Source organism: Methylobacterium guangdongense, from assembly GCF_038442355.1.
GTDB classification, from domain to species: Bacteria; Pseudomonadota; Alphaproteobacteria; order Rhizobiales; family Beijerinckiaceae; genus Methylobacterium; species Methylobacterium guangdongense.
In genome coordinates, this window is sequence record NZ_JBBXMX010000028.1 from 35,262 (window position 1) to 49,150 (window position 13,889).

At 70.5% G+C, this 13,889-nt stretch carries 11 protein-coding genes and 1 pseudogene; 2 read left to right on the forward strand and 10 right to left on the reverse strand.

Features of this window, described 5'->3' with window-relative positions:
* Positions 1-13 precede the first annotated feature (13 nt).
* Positions 14-1,480 carry a methyl-accepting chemotaxis protein gene (locus tag AAHG09_RS28520; RefSeq protein WP_342111159.1) on the reverse strand — a complete coding sequence of 489 codons (1,467 nt, stop codon included), beginning with the start codon at positions 1,478-1,480 and terminating at the stop codon, positions 14-16.
* Positions 1,477-1,791, reverse strand: coding sequence for a hypothetical protein (locus AAHG09_RS28525; RefSeq protein WP_342111163.1), 315 nt, complete (start codon positions 1,789-1,791; stop codon positions 1,477-1,479). The genes AAHG09_RS28520 and AAHG09_RS28525 overlap by 4 nt, the downstream gene beginning before the upstream one ends.
* A 608-nt stretch (positions 1,792-2,399) precedes the next feature.
* On the opposite strand from AAHG09_RS28525, the gene AAHG09_RS28530 reads away from it, so the two are divergent.
* Positions 2,400-3,530, forward strand: coding sequence for a serine hydrolase domain-containing protein (locus AAHG09_RS28530; RefSeq protein WP_342111166.1), 1,131 nt, complete (start codon positions 2,400-2,402; stop codon positions 3,528-3,530).
* Positions 3,531-3,748: 218 nt separating this feature from the next.
* Here AAHG09_RS28530 and AAHG09_RS28535 read toward each other — a convergent pair whose 3' ends face one another.
* The 6 genes from AAHG09_RS28535 to rpoN form a co-directional block, all read right to left on the reverse strand.
* The gene (locus AAHG09_RS28535; RefSeq protein ID WP_342111169.1) at positions 3,749-4,900 is read right to left on the reverse strand and encodes a M20 family metallopeptidase; all 1,152 of its coding nucleotides are present in this window, start codon (positions 4,898-4,900) and stop codon (positions 3,749-3,751) included.
* 55 nt (positions 4,901-4,955) lie between these two features.
* On the reverse strand, positions 4,956-6,782 hold the full coding sequence (glmS, locus tag AAHG09_RS28540; protein WP_342111171.1) for a glutamine--fructose-6-phosphate transaminase (isomerizing): 1,827 nt from the start codon (positions 6,780-6,782) through the stop codon (positions 4,956-4,958).
* A gap of 161 nt (positions 6,783-6,943) precedes the next feature.
* Positions 6,944-7,864: a ketopantoate/pantoate/pantothenate transporter PanS gene (gene panS, locus AAHG09_RS28545; protein ID WP_342111173.1), complete on the reverse strand. Its 921-nt coding sequence runs from the start codon at positions 7,862-7,864 to the stop codon at positions 6,944-6,946.
* 119 nt (positions 7,865-7,983) lie between these two features.
* Positions 7,984-9,045, reverse strand: coding sequence for a DMT family transporter (locus AAHG09_RS28550; protein WP_342111176.1), 1,062 nt, complete (start codon positions 9,043-9,045; stop codon positions 7,984-7,986).
* A 137-nt stretch (positions 9,046-9,182) separates the two neighbouring features.
* Positions 9,183-10,559, reverse strand: a complete 1,377-nt coding sequence (glmU, locus tag AAHG09_RS28555) for a bifunctional UDP-N-acetylglucosamine diphosphorylase/glucosamine-1-phosphate N-acetyltransferase GlmU (RefSeq protein WP_342111178.1) — start codon at positions 10,557-10,559, stop codon at positions 9,183-9,185.
* Positions 10,560-10,632: 73 nt separating this feature from the next.
* Entirely contained in the window at positions 10,633-12,204 is a 1,572-nt protein-coding gene (rpoN, locus tag AAHG09_RS28560; protein ID WP_342111181.1) for an RNA polymerase factor sigma-54, read from the reverse strand.
* 607 nt (positions 12,205-12,811) lie between these two features.
* Between rpoN and AAHG09_RS32005 the strand changes: the two are divergent.
* Positions 12,812-12,979: pseudogene (locus AAHG09_RS32005) on the forward strand (DUF6894 family protein); the annotation flags it as partial.
* Between the two features lie 66 nt (positions 12,980-13,045).
* Here the strand turns inward: AAHG09_RS32005 and AAHG09_RS28570 are convergent.
* Positions 13,046-13,426: a hypothetical protein gene (locus AAHG09_RS28570; protein WP_342111184.1), complete on the reverse strand. Its 381-nt coding sequence runs from the start codon at positions 13,424-13,426 to the stop codon at positions 13,046-13,048.
* Positions 13,427-13,430: 4 nt separating this feature from the next.
* A complete protein-coding gene (locus AAHG09_RS28575; protein ID WP_342111186.1) occupies positions 13,431-13,661 on the reverse strand; it encodes a hypothetical protein in 231 nt (76 codons plus the stop codon).
* Between the last annotated feature and the right edge of the window lie 228 nt (positions 13,662-13,889).

Below are 13,889 nucleotides of genomic sequence, written 5' to 3' on the forward strand. Positions count from 1 at the left end.
GGATCGATCCGGATCAGGCCGCGCGGACCGAGGCCAGGAAGCGGCCGACCTCCTGCCCGAGCGCGTCGAATTCGACCGACAGTTCCGAGGCCGAGGCCAGGACGCCGCCCGCCGTCGTACCGGTTGCCGCGACGGCGCCCGCCACGGTCGCCACGGTGGTGCTCACCGCGCCGGTGCTGGAGGCCGCATCCGCGACGGTGCGGACGATGCGCTCGGCGGCGGCCCCCTGGTCGCGCACCGAGGCGGTGATCTGCGTCGCCAGCACGTTCATGTCGCGGATGTGGACCGTGATTCCGTTGACCGCCGCGACGGCGCGCTGCGTCGAGCTCTGGATCCGCCCGACCTGCGTGGCGATGTCCTCGGTCGCCCTGGCGGTCTGGCTGGCCAGCTCCTTGACCTCCGCCGCCACCACCGCGAATCCGCGCCCGGCCTCGCCGGCCCGGGCGGCCTCGATGGTGGCGTTGAGGGCGAGCAGATTGGTCTGGGCCGCCACCGTCGAGATCAGCGCCACCACGTCGCCGATCCGCTCCGCAGCCGCGCTGAGCTCCTGCACGAGCGGGACCGCGTCGGCCGCCTCCGCGGCGGTTTGGCTGGCGAGGTCGGCCGAGCCGCTCACCTGCCGCTCGATCTCGCCCAGCGAGGCGCCGAGCCGCGCGGTCGCCGCGGCGGCGGATTCGGCCGTGCGCGCCGCCTCCCCGGCCGAGGCGGCCACGTCCGATGATCGGCGCGCCGAATCGCTCGCGGTCTCCGACATGGCGGCGGCCGCACTGCGCAGGCTCGCCGCGGCGCTGGTGACGTGGGCCAGGATGCCGCCCACCGTCGTCTCGAAGGTCTGGGCGAGCTGCTCGGTCGCGGTCCGTCGCGCCGTCTCCAGGGCGGACCGGGCCTCCGCGGCTTCCTGCTCCAGGACGCCGGTCCGGGCTAGCTGCGCCTGGGCTTCCCGCTCCGATTGGCCGAGCGCCCGGAACGAGTTGACGGTGGTCTTGCAGACCCAGATCAGCACGGCGGCCTCCACCACCACGATGACGGCATGCAGGGCGACGCGGCCGATGTCGGTCGCCGCATCCGAAAACACCAGCGCCGGCACTGCCAGATCGAGGGCGAGGTGATGGACCGCGGTGGCCGCGGTCGCCGCCAGAATCACGCGCCAGTCGCACCAACCGACCAGCACGGCGAGGCAGGCGAAGAAGTACATGTGCAGATCGACCTGCCAGCAATGACCGGCGAAGACGATCAGGAAGATCGCCGCCATGCCGATCAGCGCGAGGCCGCTGACGATGCGCGTGGCCGCGCCGATCGGATCCCGCCACCACAGCAGCGTCGACGTCCCGGCCAGGATCGCGACGGCCGCGATCGGGCCTAAAGCCGGCAGGCCGTCGTGCAGAGCGGCGTCGGCCCCCGCGACGACGAGCCCGTGCGCCCACAGGATCGCGATGAGCGAGCGGCCGAACTTGTGCCGGAGGGCATCGAGGTGATTCATCGTTTCGTCAGTCCGGGTTCTGCGTGTGACGGGCGATTGAGGGTGTCGGCTCGGTCAGGGCGGCCGCAGCCGCCGGCCAAGCCGCCGTCGAGGACGAGGCGGGCCCCCGCCGCGTAGAGGCGGCCGACGAAGCCGGCACGGTCGGAGCGGGCGATCACGACATCCGGCCGGCCGCCGACGCTCAGGATCGACCCGCCCGCCTCGGCGACCATCCGGATGACCGCGCCGGTCTCGGACCCTGGACGGCCGACGAGGGCCACGGTCTCGGACCGGGGGATGGCCAGCAGCGCCAGCGGTGTGAGCAGCGCCACGGCACCACCGATCAGACCCAGCGCCGTTTGGGTGTGTATTCGGTCATCGATTCGCGAATTTTCTGCGTTTTCCATTGTCGTCACTTGCAGAAAAAGCTTCCCTGACCGATCCTATTGTCTATAATGCTCAATGATGTCCGCATGGATTTGGCATATTATCCGATTGCGACGTGTCTATCGATCTTCAGTTCACACATTATGAATTCGTAATTTTCTCCGCAAGCGGCATATTGCAGCCGCTTTCGTGCGCATCATAGGTATTGATAAGTCAGTTATTAGATAAAAACGTATAGATATCCATTGTAAAAACTCTAATCCGCAATATCTGAGGAAAATATTTTAGGGATAGTTCTGTACGACTGTTGCATTCTGAGTGTCCATCTTTCTCGTTCTCCGAGAAGAGGCTGGAGCCACGAAGCCTGCCCGTGCCGCAGGGCGCGCTCGATTTTGCACGTGCGATCGCCCGGCGCGGCGCGATGCATGCTTTCCTCTCCGTCCGCGCTATGGGACGCCCGACGGCAGGGGCTGCGCCGCGTCCCGTGCGGAGCAAGGCCGCGTGAGCGCCTCCGGTGGAGGATGCGCTCGCGCCTGGACAAGGGAGGTGGTGCGTGCGTGAGCGAATGGCGCGGACATGGCCGGGAGCGGCGTGGGACCAGGCCGATCCCGAAGCGGCCGGCTTCGATCCCGCCCGACTCGCGGAGGCAGTCGCCTATGCCGAGGCGCATGAGAGCGCGTGGCCGCGCAGCCTCTATTATCCGGATGGCCGCTATGTCGGGATCGTCGAGTGGAACGAGACCGGGCCGTGGAGTGCCATCGCGGGCCCTGTGCGCGAACGGGGCGGCCCGGCCGGCGTGATCCTGAAGGGCGGTCGCCGGGTCGCCGCCTGGGGCGACACGGCCCGTCCGGACATGACCTTCTCGATCGCCAAGAGCTACCTCGCGGTGCTGGCGGGCCTCGCCCACGATGACGGGCTGATCCCCGACGTCGATGCGCCGGTGCGCGACAGCGTGCCGGACCCGCTCCTCGACGGGGCGCATAACGGCGCGATCACGTGGTGCCATCTGCTGCAGCAATCGAGCGAGTGGCAGGGCGTGCTGTTCGGGAAATCCGATCAGGTCGATCACTTCCGCCAGATCGGACCGGGGGCGGACAACAGCCGCAAGGGCGAGAAGCGGGCGCTGAAGCCGCCCGGCACCCACTACGAGTACAACGACGTGCGGGTGAACCTCCTCTCCTATTGCCTGATGCGGCTGTTCGGCCGCGCCCTGCCGGAGGTGCTGCGCGAACGGATCATGGACCCGATCGGCGCCTCCCGCGACTGGGCGTGGCACGGCTACGACAATGCCTGGGTCGCAATCGAAGGACGGCGCGTCCAATCGGTGCCGGGTGGCGGCCATTGGGGCGGCGGCCTGTTCATCGGCGCCGACGATCATGCCCGCTTCGGGCTGCTGATCGCCCGCGGCGGCGCCTGCGATGGGCGGCAGCTCCTGTCGGAACGCTGGATCCGCGCCATGCTGACCCCGTCGCCGACGCTTGAGAGCTACGGCTATCTCTGGTGGCTCAATCGGGGCGCGGCCGCCAAACCGCAGCTGTCCGCGAACGCCTTCAGCGCGCTGGGCGCCGGCAACAACGTGATCTGGTGCGATCCGGACCGCGATCTGGTCGCGGTGCTGCGCTGGATCGACAAGGGCGCCGTCGACGGCTTTCTGCTGCGCCTCGCTGGGGCCGTGCGGGACTGATCCGCGGCGCTCGCGATGGTCGACCTCTGAGCCGCGGCGGTTGCTTGACCGAGATCCTGGGTTTCCAAAGGGCTTCAGCCCTTTGGCGGGTGCTCAGGGCGGAGCCCTGAGAGGTTACCAGGGCGCTGCCCTGGACCCGCGAAAGGTCTCGACCTTTCGAAACCATGACTGGGTCGGTCTGCAACGCAGAAACAACCTGTGCCCAGGCGAACAGGCTCTCACAGCGCCGCGATGGTCTGTGCCATCGCGCGTGCCCGCGGCACGAGGCTGTCCACCTCCAGATACTCCTCGGGCGAATGCGCCTTGCCGCCGACCGGGCCCACGGCGCAGAGGGTCGGGCAGCCGACGCTGGCGGTGAAGCCGGAATCGGCGCAGCCGCCGGCGAACTCGCCCTCGACCGGCCGGCCCAGCCCAGCGCTCACCTGCGCGTAGGTCTGAAACAGCGCCCGGGCGCCTTCGTCCTGCACCAGCGGCAGGAACTCGCCCTTGATGGACAGGTGCGCGGTGGTGCCCGGCACCGTCGAGGCCGACACGATCGCGGCGATCCGGTCCATGGCCTCCGCGCGGTCGGACGGGGTGACGTAACGCAGGTCGATCTCGCAGGTCGCCCGGGGCGCCACGGTGTTGACCGACTGGCCGCCCGAGACGAGCCCGACATTGACGGTAATGCCGCGTTCGAGGTCGGTGATCGCGTGGAACGCCACCGTCTTGTGGGCGAGTTCCAGGATGGCGCTGCGCCCGTCGGCATAGTTGCCGCCGGAATGGGCCGCCTTGCCCAGCACTTCCAGCTGCATGAACACGCCGCCCTTGCGACCGGTGACGACGTTGCCGGTCGGCCGCCCCGGCTCGGAGTTCAGCACCGCCCGGGCGCCCCGGGCGGTCTCCTCGATGATCGGCCGGCAGGCCGGCGAACCGATCTCCTCGTCGCTGGTGAACAGGCCGACGAGGGGCACCGGTGCCCCGCCGGCCCGGTGATAGGCGGCCAGCACGAAGGCGTTCATCACGAGGCCGGCCTTCATGTCGGCGACGCCCGGCCCGTAGGCGCGGCCATCGGCGACGTGGAACGGGCGGCGCGCCACCTCGCCCTTCGGGAAGACCGTGTCGCGGTGGCCCATCAGCACCACCGGCCTGTTGCCGCCGCCGGAACCCGCGACCTCGGCCTTCAGCGCGTCGCCGTAGCCCTCGACCGGGATCGTCGTGACCGGGATGCCCTCGCCCGCCAGGAACGCCGCGATGCGCGCGCCGACCGCATCGACGCCCGGCTTGTCGTAGGAGCCGGAATCGATGTTCACGAGCTCCTCGAGGAGCGCGATCATCGCCCCCTCCTGCCCGTCGAGCCAGCGGAGGGCGTCGGTGTCATGGGCGGTCATGGGAGCCTCGTACCGGGATCAACGGGGTCGCACGCTTGCAAGGACGGCGCCGCGCCTATTCCACCGTCACGGATTTGGCGAGGTTGCGGGGCTGGTCCACGTCTTTCCCCATGAACACCGCGGTGTGGTAGGCCAGCAGCTGGATCGGCACCGCGTAGACGATCGGCGCCACGGTGGCGTCCAGCGCCGGCATGGTGAAGGTCGCGAGCGTCTCCAGCCCGTGCTCGGCCGCGCCCTTGGCGTCGCCGATCAGCACGATCCGCCCGCCGCGGGCCGCCACCTCCTGCATATTCGACACTGTCTTCTCGAACACCGCGTCGTGCGGCGCGATCACGATCACCGGCACGCTCTCGTCGATCAGCGCGATCGGCCCGTGCTTCAGCTCGCCCGCGGCGTAGCCCTCGGCATGGATGTAGCTGATCTCCTTCAGCTTCAGCGCGCCCTCCAGCGCCATCGGGTAGCTGGTGCCGCGGCCGAGATAGAGCACGTCCCGCGCCTTCGCGACCTCGCGGGCGAGGCCCTCGATCGCGGCCTCCTGGGTCAGCGCCTCCGCCATCAGCCCCGGTGCCTTGATCAGCGCATCGACCAGGCGCTTCTCGCCCGCCGCATCGAGGGTGCCCCGCGCCCGGCCCGCCGCGATGGCGAGGCAGAGCAGCACGGTGAGCTGGCAGGAGAACGCCTTGGTGGAGGCGACGCCGATCTCCGGCCCGGCCAGGGTCGGCATCACCACGGAGGATTCCCGCGCGATGGTCGAGGTCGGCACGTTGACCACGCTCAGCGTGTGCTGGCCCTGCGATTTCGCGTAGCGCAGCGAGGCCAGCGTGTCGGCGGTCTCGCCCGATTGCGAGATGACCAGCGTCAGCCCGTCCTTCTCCAGAGGCGCCTCGCGGTAGCGGGCCTCGGAGGCGACGTCGATCTCCACCGGCAGGCGTGCCACCTGCTCGAACCAGTAGCGGGCGACGAGGCCCGCATAATAGGCCGTGCCGCAGGCGGTGATATAGACGCGGCTGAGCTTGGCGAAGTCGAAGGGCAGCGCCTCGGGCAGCATCACCCTCCCCTGCGCCATGTCGACGTAGTGGGCGAGCGTGCGGCCCACGACCTCCGGTTGCTCGTGGATCTCCTTGGCCATGAAGTGGCGATATTCGCCCTTGTCGATCCGGTAGGCCTGCGTGGCGATCTTTTGCCGGGGGCGTTCGACCACGGCGCCCGACGCATCGCGGATCTCGGCGCCGTTCCGGGTCAGGATCGCCCAGTCGCCCTCGTCGAGGTAGGTGAGCGCGTCGGTGAACGGGGCGAGCGCCAGGGCGTCCGAGCCGAGATAGGTCTCGCCCTCGCCGAAGCCGACCGCGAGGGGCGCGCCGTGCCGGGCGCCGATCAGCAGGTTCTCCTCGCCGGCGAAGATGAAGCCCAGCGCGAAGGCGCCGCGCAGCCGCGGCAGGGCGGCGGCGACCGCCTCCACCGGGCCCATCTGCCGGTCCATGTTGCGGCTGACGAGCTGGGCGACGACCTCGGTGTCGGTCTCGGTCTGGAAGACCACGCCGTCGGCCTCGAGCTCCTGCTTCAGCTCGCGAAAATTCTCGATGATGCCGTTGTGCACGACAGCGAGCCGCTTGGTGGCGTGCGGATGGGCGTTGGTCTCATTGGGGCGTCCGTGGGTGGCCCAGCGTGTGTGGCCGATGCCGATCGTGCCGGTGAGCGGCTCCTGAACGAGCTTCGCCTCCAGATTGACGAGCTTGCCCGAGGCCCGGCGCCGCTCCAGCCGCCCGTGCTCCAGGGTGGCGATGCCGGCGGAATCGTAGCCGCGGTATTCGAGCCGCCGCAGGGCCTCGATCACCTGCCCCGCCACCGCGTCGCGCCCGACGATGCCGACGATGCCGCACATGGGATGTCTCTCGCTTTGACGCCCGGATGGCCGCGCGGACGCGCCGCGCAAGGTCCGGGCCGTTCGCCCGGGCCTAAGCCAAGCGTGACTTGTACCGGATCAGGGCCGCGCAGGGCCAGCCCTGCCGAGTCGATGCGGGAGCGGTCGCGTCTGCGGTCCTGTCAGGGGCGCGCCTTGATGGCTGAGCCCCGGCCCGACCAGTAGCCGGCCAGGACCGAGCCCGACAGATTGTGCCACACCGAAAAAACCGCCCCCGGCAGGGCGGCCAGCGGCGAGAAGTAGAGCTTGCCCAGGGCCGCCGCGAGGCCGGAATTCTGCATGCCGACTTCGAGCGCCAGGGTGCGGCAGGTGCCCTCGTCGAAGCCGAGCAGGCGGCCGCTCCAGTAGCCGCCCAGCAGACCGGCGCCGTTGTGCAGCACCACCGCCAGCAGCACGAGGGGCCCGACCGCCGCGATGCTCCCCCGGCTGCCGGCCACGACGGCGCCGATGATCAGCAGGATGGCGAGCATCGACACGGCGGGCAGCGCGCGCTCAAGGCGCCCGACGAGGCGCGGCGCGAGCCGGTTGAGCGCCAGCCCGAGCGCCACCGGCGCGGCCACGATCTCCACGAGGCTGGCGAGCAGCCCCGCCACATCCACCGGCACGCTGGCATCGACGTAGAGGCGCACCAGGAGCGGCGTCGCGACGAGGCCCACCAGCGTCGACGCCGTGGCGATCGTGACCGACAGGGCGACATCGCCGCCCGCGATGTAGACCATCAGGGTCGAGCTCGTGCCGCTGGCGACGCTGCCGACCAGCACCATGCCGGTCGTGAGCTCCGTGCCCATGCCGAGGGCGTGGGCGATGGCCCAGGCGGCGGCTGGCATCACGAGGTAGTGGACCACGACGCCCGCCGCGACCGGCGCGGGCCGGGCCAGGATCCGGCGGAAATCCGCGGGCGTCAGCGTCACCCCGAGGGCGAACATGATGACTGCCAGCAGCACGGCGACATGCGGGAGCACCGGGAGGAACATGGCCGGCACAAAATAGGCCGTGGCCGCGGCCAGGACGGCGCAGACGGGGAACAGGCGGTTGAGCAGCATCGTGCGGGTTGATGTCCGGGGAGGCGGCGATGTCCCAGCTGCGCCGACATGCGTCAAGCGTCCGGCGCGCGGGGACCGAAGCCGACAGGGCCATTCCGCCCGGAGAAGCGACCGCGCGTCTACCGATGGCCGTGCTGATGGTGCAGGTCGGGGTAGTGCGGATGGGTGTGCCGCAGCGGCGCGTGCCGGTGCCAGTGCGAATGGGGCTCCACCACCGGCCCGTCGTGATGGTGCTGATGGTGTTCATCGTGGACGTGGACGTGCTCGTGCTCCAACACCCCGTGGACATGCTCGTGCTCGTGCCGTTCCGCGAGGTGCAGACACAGGCCCACCCCCATCAGCAACCCGGCCACCACCAGCTGAGCGGTCACGGGCTCGTGCAGCAGGCTGACCGCGATCACCGCGCCGATGAACGGCGCGAGGGAGAAGTAGGCTCCGGTGCGTGCCGCCCCGAGGTGGCGCAGCGCCAGCATGAACAGGACGAGGCTGACGCCGACGCCGAGGAAGCCGACCACGGCCGCCATCCCGATCGTCGCCGCGGACGGCACGGACGCGCCCAGCACCAACGCGAGGCCCACGTTCACGCTGCCCGCCACCAGCCCTTTGATCGTGGCCGTCGCCAACGGGTCGGCCGAGGACAGCTTGCGGGTCAGGTTGTTGTCGATGCCCCAGGCGAGGCAGGCGGCGGCGATCAGCGCCGCGCCGGCATCGAGGCGCACGCCTTCGCCACCCCACGACAGGACGGCCGCGCCCGCGAGGATGCTGAATGCGCCAAGCATCAGCCGCCGATCGACGTTTTCCCGGAACACCACCCACGCGATCAGCAACGTGGCGAGCCCTTCGAGATTGAGCAGGAGCGAGCCGGAGGCGGCCGAACTGCGCGTCAGCCCCAGCATCAGCAGGAGCGGGCCGGCCACCCCACCGAACAGGACCACCGCCGCCAGCCACGGCCGATCGTGACGGCGCAGGGGGGCTTCCGGGGTCGGGAGTCCGAGCGCCATCCGACCGCCCTGCACGGCGGCCAGGCCGATGCCGGCGCCGAGGTAGAGGAGCCCGGCGAGCATTTGCGGCGGCATCACGCCGAGCAGCAGCTTGGCAAAAGGCGCCGCGGCTCCGAACAGCACGGCCGAGAGAAGGGCCAGCGGAACGCCCGGCCACAGGTGGGACTGTGCGTGCTTCATCGTGCGAGCCTATCCGGCAGAGCCCTGGTCGCCGACCCGCGCCGGGCCGAGCTTCGATGGCCGAACACCACCCCGTGTCGACGATGCCGGACAGGTCAGGATCGGCTGCTCGGGACTAGGCCCCGGATCTGTCCGCCTCAACGCCCCCCGCGCAAGGCCTTCTCGGCGAGCAGGGCCGCCCGCTTGAGCTTCGCCCATCCCGGCTTCACCGCCTGCCGGCCGCGGGCGACCGCCATGGCGTCGGCCGGCACGTCGTCGGTGATCACCGAGCCCGAGGCGACGTAGGCCCCCTCCCCGACCGTCACCGGCGCCACCAGGGCGGAGTTCGAGCCGATGAAGGCCCCTGCGCCGATCGTGGTGCGGTGCTTGAGCACCCCGTCGTAATTGCAGGTGATCGTGCCGGCGCCGATATTGGCCTTCGCGCCGACCTCCGCGTCGCCGAGATAGGTCAGGTGCGCGGCCTTGGCGCCGGCGCCCATCCGGGCGTTCTTCAGCTCCACGAAGTTGCCGAGTTCCGCGCCCGTCTCCAGCACCGCGTGACCGCGCAGGCGCACGAACGGCCCGATCCGGACACCCGCCTTCAACTCTGTCTCGGTGAGATGCGCGAAGGCCCGCACGGTGCAGCCGTCGCCGATCCGCACGCCGGGGCCGAACACCACGTTGGGCTCCACGATCACGTCGCGCCCGAGCATCGTGTCGTAGCTCAGGAACACCGTCTCGGGGGCGACCAGGGTGGCCCCCCCCAGCATGGCGTTGCGCCGGAGCCGACCCTGGATCGCCGCCTCGGCGACGCCGAGCTGCACCCGGTCGTTGACGCCCTGCGCCTCGGCCTCGTCCACCGGCACGGTGGTGACCGACAGGCCGTCCGCCACGGCGAGCGCCACGGCGTCCGGCAGGTAGTACTCGCCGGCGGCATTGTCGTTGCCGATGCGGGTGAGCAGCGACAGGGCGTGCCGCCCGGAGAGGGCCATCAGCCCGGCATTGCACAGGGTCACGGCCCGCTCGGCCGCGCTCGCGTCCTTCTCCTCGCGGATCGCCAGGACACGGCTGCCCTCGGTAAGCACGCGCCCGTACCCGGTCGGCGTCGCGGTCTCGAAGGCCAGCACCGCCACCGCCGCGCCCTCCGCGAGGGGCGCGCGGAGCCTCAGAAAGGTCTCGGCGGTGACGAGCGGCGTGTCGCCGAAGGCGATCACCACGTCGTCGTCGGCATCCGCGAGCACGTCCCGGGCGGCCAGCACGGCGTGGGCGGTGCCCAGGCGCTCGGCCTGCGGGAAGACCTGCGCGCCGGGGGCGGCCTTGGCGATCTCGGCGGCGACGTCCTCGCGCCCGGGCTCGGCCACCACGGCGATCCGGCCGGCACCGGCCGCCTGCACGGCCGCCAGCACGTGGCCGAGCATGCTGCGCCCGGCGATTCTGTGGAGCACCTTCGGCAGGTCCGAGCGCATCCGCGTGCCCTTCCCGGCCGCGAGCACGATGGCGGTGAGGCTGCGCTGGGGCGTCGCGGAAGCGGTCATCGGAGGTCCGGGCGTCGAAATTCGGCGCCACCGATGGGCCGGACCGGCGCCGGGCGCAAGCCCGGCCGCGGCCTCAGCGCAAGGCCAGGGCGGTGTGGTGGGCCGAACCGTGGGCGAAATGCTCCCGGCGACGCTCGATCGAGCTCGGGATCCGCAGGGATTCCCGGTATTTGGCCACCGTCCGTCGGGCGATGTCGATGCCCTCGCCGCGCAGCTTCTGGACGAGTGCGTCGTCCGAGAGGACGTCGTTCGGGGTCTCGCCGTCGACGAGCTGCTTGATCCGGTGGCGCACGGCCTCCGAGGAATGCGCCGCCGCGCCCGCCGCCCCCGGGATCGCCGCGGTGAAGAAGTACTTCATCTCCAGTGTGCCCCGGCTGGTGCCGATCGCCTTGTTGGAGGTGACCCGCGAGACGGTCGATTCGTGCATGCCGATCGCCTCCGCCACCGTCTTCAGGTTGAGCGGGCGCAGGTGCGTCACGCCGTACATGAAGAACCCGTCCTGCTGGCGCACGATCTCGGTGGCGACCTTCAGGATCGTGCGGGCGCGCTGCTCCAGGGAGCGGGTCAGCCAGTTGGCGTTCTGCAGCGCCTCCGACAGGAAGGCCTTGTCGCCGTCGGCGGTCGCCCCGCGCACCACCCGGGCGTAGTAGCTCTGGTTCACGAGGACCCGCGGCAGGGCCTCGCTGTTCAGCTCGACCAGCCAGGATCCGTCCGGTGCCGCGCGCACGAACACGTCGGGGATCAGAACCTCCGCGGCGTGCGAGCCGAAGGCCCGGCCGGGCTTGGGATCGAGGCGGCGGATCTCGCCCAGCATGTCGACGAGATCCTCGTCGTCCACCGCGCAGAGGCGTCGCAGGGCGCCGAAATCGCGCTTGGCCACGAGGTCGAGGCGCGAAACCAGCGCCTGCATGGCCGGGTCGAACCGGTCGCGCTCGCGCAGCTGGATCGCCAGACATTCCGCGAGGTCGCGGGCGGCGATACCGGGCGGGTCGAACGTCTGCACCAGGCTCAGGATCCGCGCCACGATGGCCGGCTCGGCGCCGAGGCGCTCGGCCACGGCTTCGACCGATTCGCGCAGGTAGCCGGCCTCGTCCACCGCGTCGATCAGGAAGCCGCCGATCAGACGCTCCCTGGGATCCCGCGTGGCCAGCTCGAGCTGGCCCGCGAGGTGGTCGCGCAGGGAGGTCTCCGCCGTGAGCGTGGCCTCGAAATCCGGGGCTTCGGCGTCGAAGCTGCCGCCGGTGCTGCCGTAGGGCGGCGGTGTCAGCGAGAGCATGTCGCCGCCGCCGACCTCCCGCGCCTGGACCGGCACCTCGTCGGGGAAGACGTTGTCGAGGCGGGTGTCGAAATCAGTCTCGATCTCGCCGCGACTCGGATTAAGCTCGCCCGGAAGCCAGGATTCGGGCTCGCCCGCCTCGAAGCCGTCGGCGGACCCATCCTCCCCGTAGGTGGGTTCGGCCGTCTCATGGGTGGCGGACGGCTCGGGCTCGGCCCGTTCCAGGAGGGGGTTTCGCTCCAGCTCGGCCTCCACGTAGGCGGCGAGGTCAAGCTGCGAGAGTTGGAGGAGCTTGATCGCCTGCAGGAGCTGCGGCGTCATCACCAGGGCCTGGCCCTGACGCACTTCCAGCCGTTGCACCAAACTCATGCGAAGCCCCGATGCCTTCCTGCGTGGTTCGCCGTCGGCCGCCACGGGATGGCGGCATGAATCTTGCTTTGGTCAGTGTCTCCTCATTAGACCGATCGTGGCTGTGCGTCAAAGCGTGTCCGCGCCCGCACGCCGACATCGGGGTCCGTTCCGTGGATCGGGGGGCGGGCCGGACCCATTCCATGTTGACGCGAGCAACCTAAAGGCGCGCCTTTAACGAAGCTTTGCGCGGCGTGGGCGTCGCTGAGCCGCGTTCCCGGGATTGGTTATCCCCATCTCGATCCCACCGGCTCTGCCCGATTGCCGGCTTTCGTGTCGGCGCGCGCACGACCGGCTCGTAATCGTGGGATAATCCGATCGGTGCCCGACGCGGTCCGTGGATCGGCGTCCCGCCTCCGTCGACGTTCCGGACAGACCGCCGGTACCGGGACCGAACGCTCCGCACGGTGTATGATTTCATTCGGTTCGCTGACGGCGCTGCGTATGCCGTGGCGTGCTTTGCCGTGAGCCGCGGGATGGCCGCATCGAAACGGATCGCCCCAACCCCTTGCGGCCGACGATCGACGGCCTGGGTTCAGGCCCCGGTTCGCCCGCGCGACTGTGCGCCGTGCGCTCTTTCACCGACTTCATCGATGGGCGGGGGCTCAGGCGCGACGAGGACGGGCTCAGCTTCGCCGACGATCTGGAAGCCTGCCATGCCGCCGCCGAAGCGCTGGTCGAGGTGGTGCACGACCGGATCCGGTGCCGGTCCGACCGGCCGAAGCCCGGCGCCCCCGTCGCGCTGACCCTGGGGGGCATGGTCCGCGACGAAACCGGGCGTGTCATCTTCCGGGCGGGCCGCTCACCAGCCGCAATTCGGGACCGGCGGCTGAGCCTTCGCCAGGGCCGACTTCTCGATCTGCACCAACGCACCCCAGGCGTATTTCTGCGCGTGAGGCGTGACGTTGGTGAACAGGCAGCCGAGCTGGAAATGGGTCGCTCCCATGTCGCCGGAGAAACCCATGCAGTCGAGGAAGGTCCAGGTCTTGGGGACCGGGGTCATCGAGCGCCAGCGCGGCAGCGCCACAGGCGAACAGACCTTCACGGCGCCGCTCGATTCGTCGGCGTTGAGGGCATCTCCGGGCGCCTGCGCCGCGGCAGGCCCCAGAGCAAGGCCGAACGCGAGCGCCGCCGCGATCGCGTGAGGATGCGCGCGGGCGCAGAGAAGGGCGTATCGCATCATCAGGTCAGTGCATCGTCCGCCAGAGCGTCGCGAGGATCGCGAAGCCGATGAGGTTATAGAGGATCGCCCAGAGCCAGACACCCAGGACGGCGCGGCTGGGCTCGCGCGGCTTCTGGGGGCCGAGGCGCAGGCGGTTCCGATCCTCCGGCGTCGGCCAGATCGCGCTTTTGGGAGCCCGGAGCAGGCGCGTCAGCGCCTCGGGCAGATTCGGACCGGGCGGTCGCTCGCCGTTCATGACGGCCTCGGATGCGGCAATGGGGGGCCGCGGCTGCGGCCCGTGCCGGGCTTCTAGCGGGGGCGGGCCCGCCCCGGCAATGTGCCCGATCCGCCGGTTCTCTAGCAGGCTGCTGAAGAAGTGTCGCTGTGGCGGCGGGGGAGATGATTTTCGTCGTCGGAACGCGGTGGTTTGACCGGCGATGGCCGGGTGGGCGACGTCGCGCGCCTCCCGGGGGGCGGGTCGGTC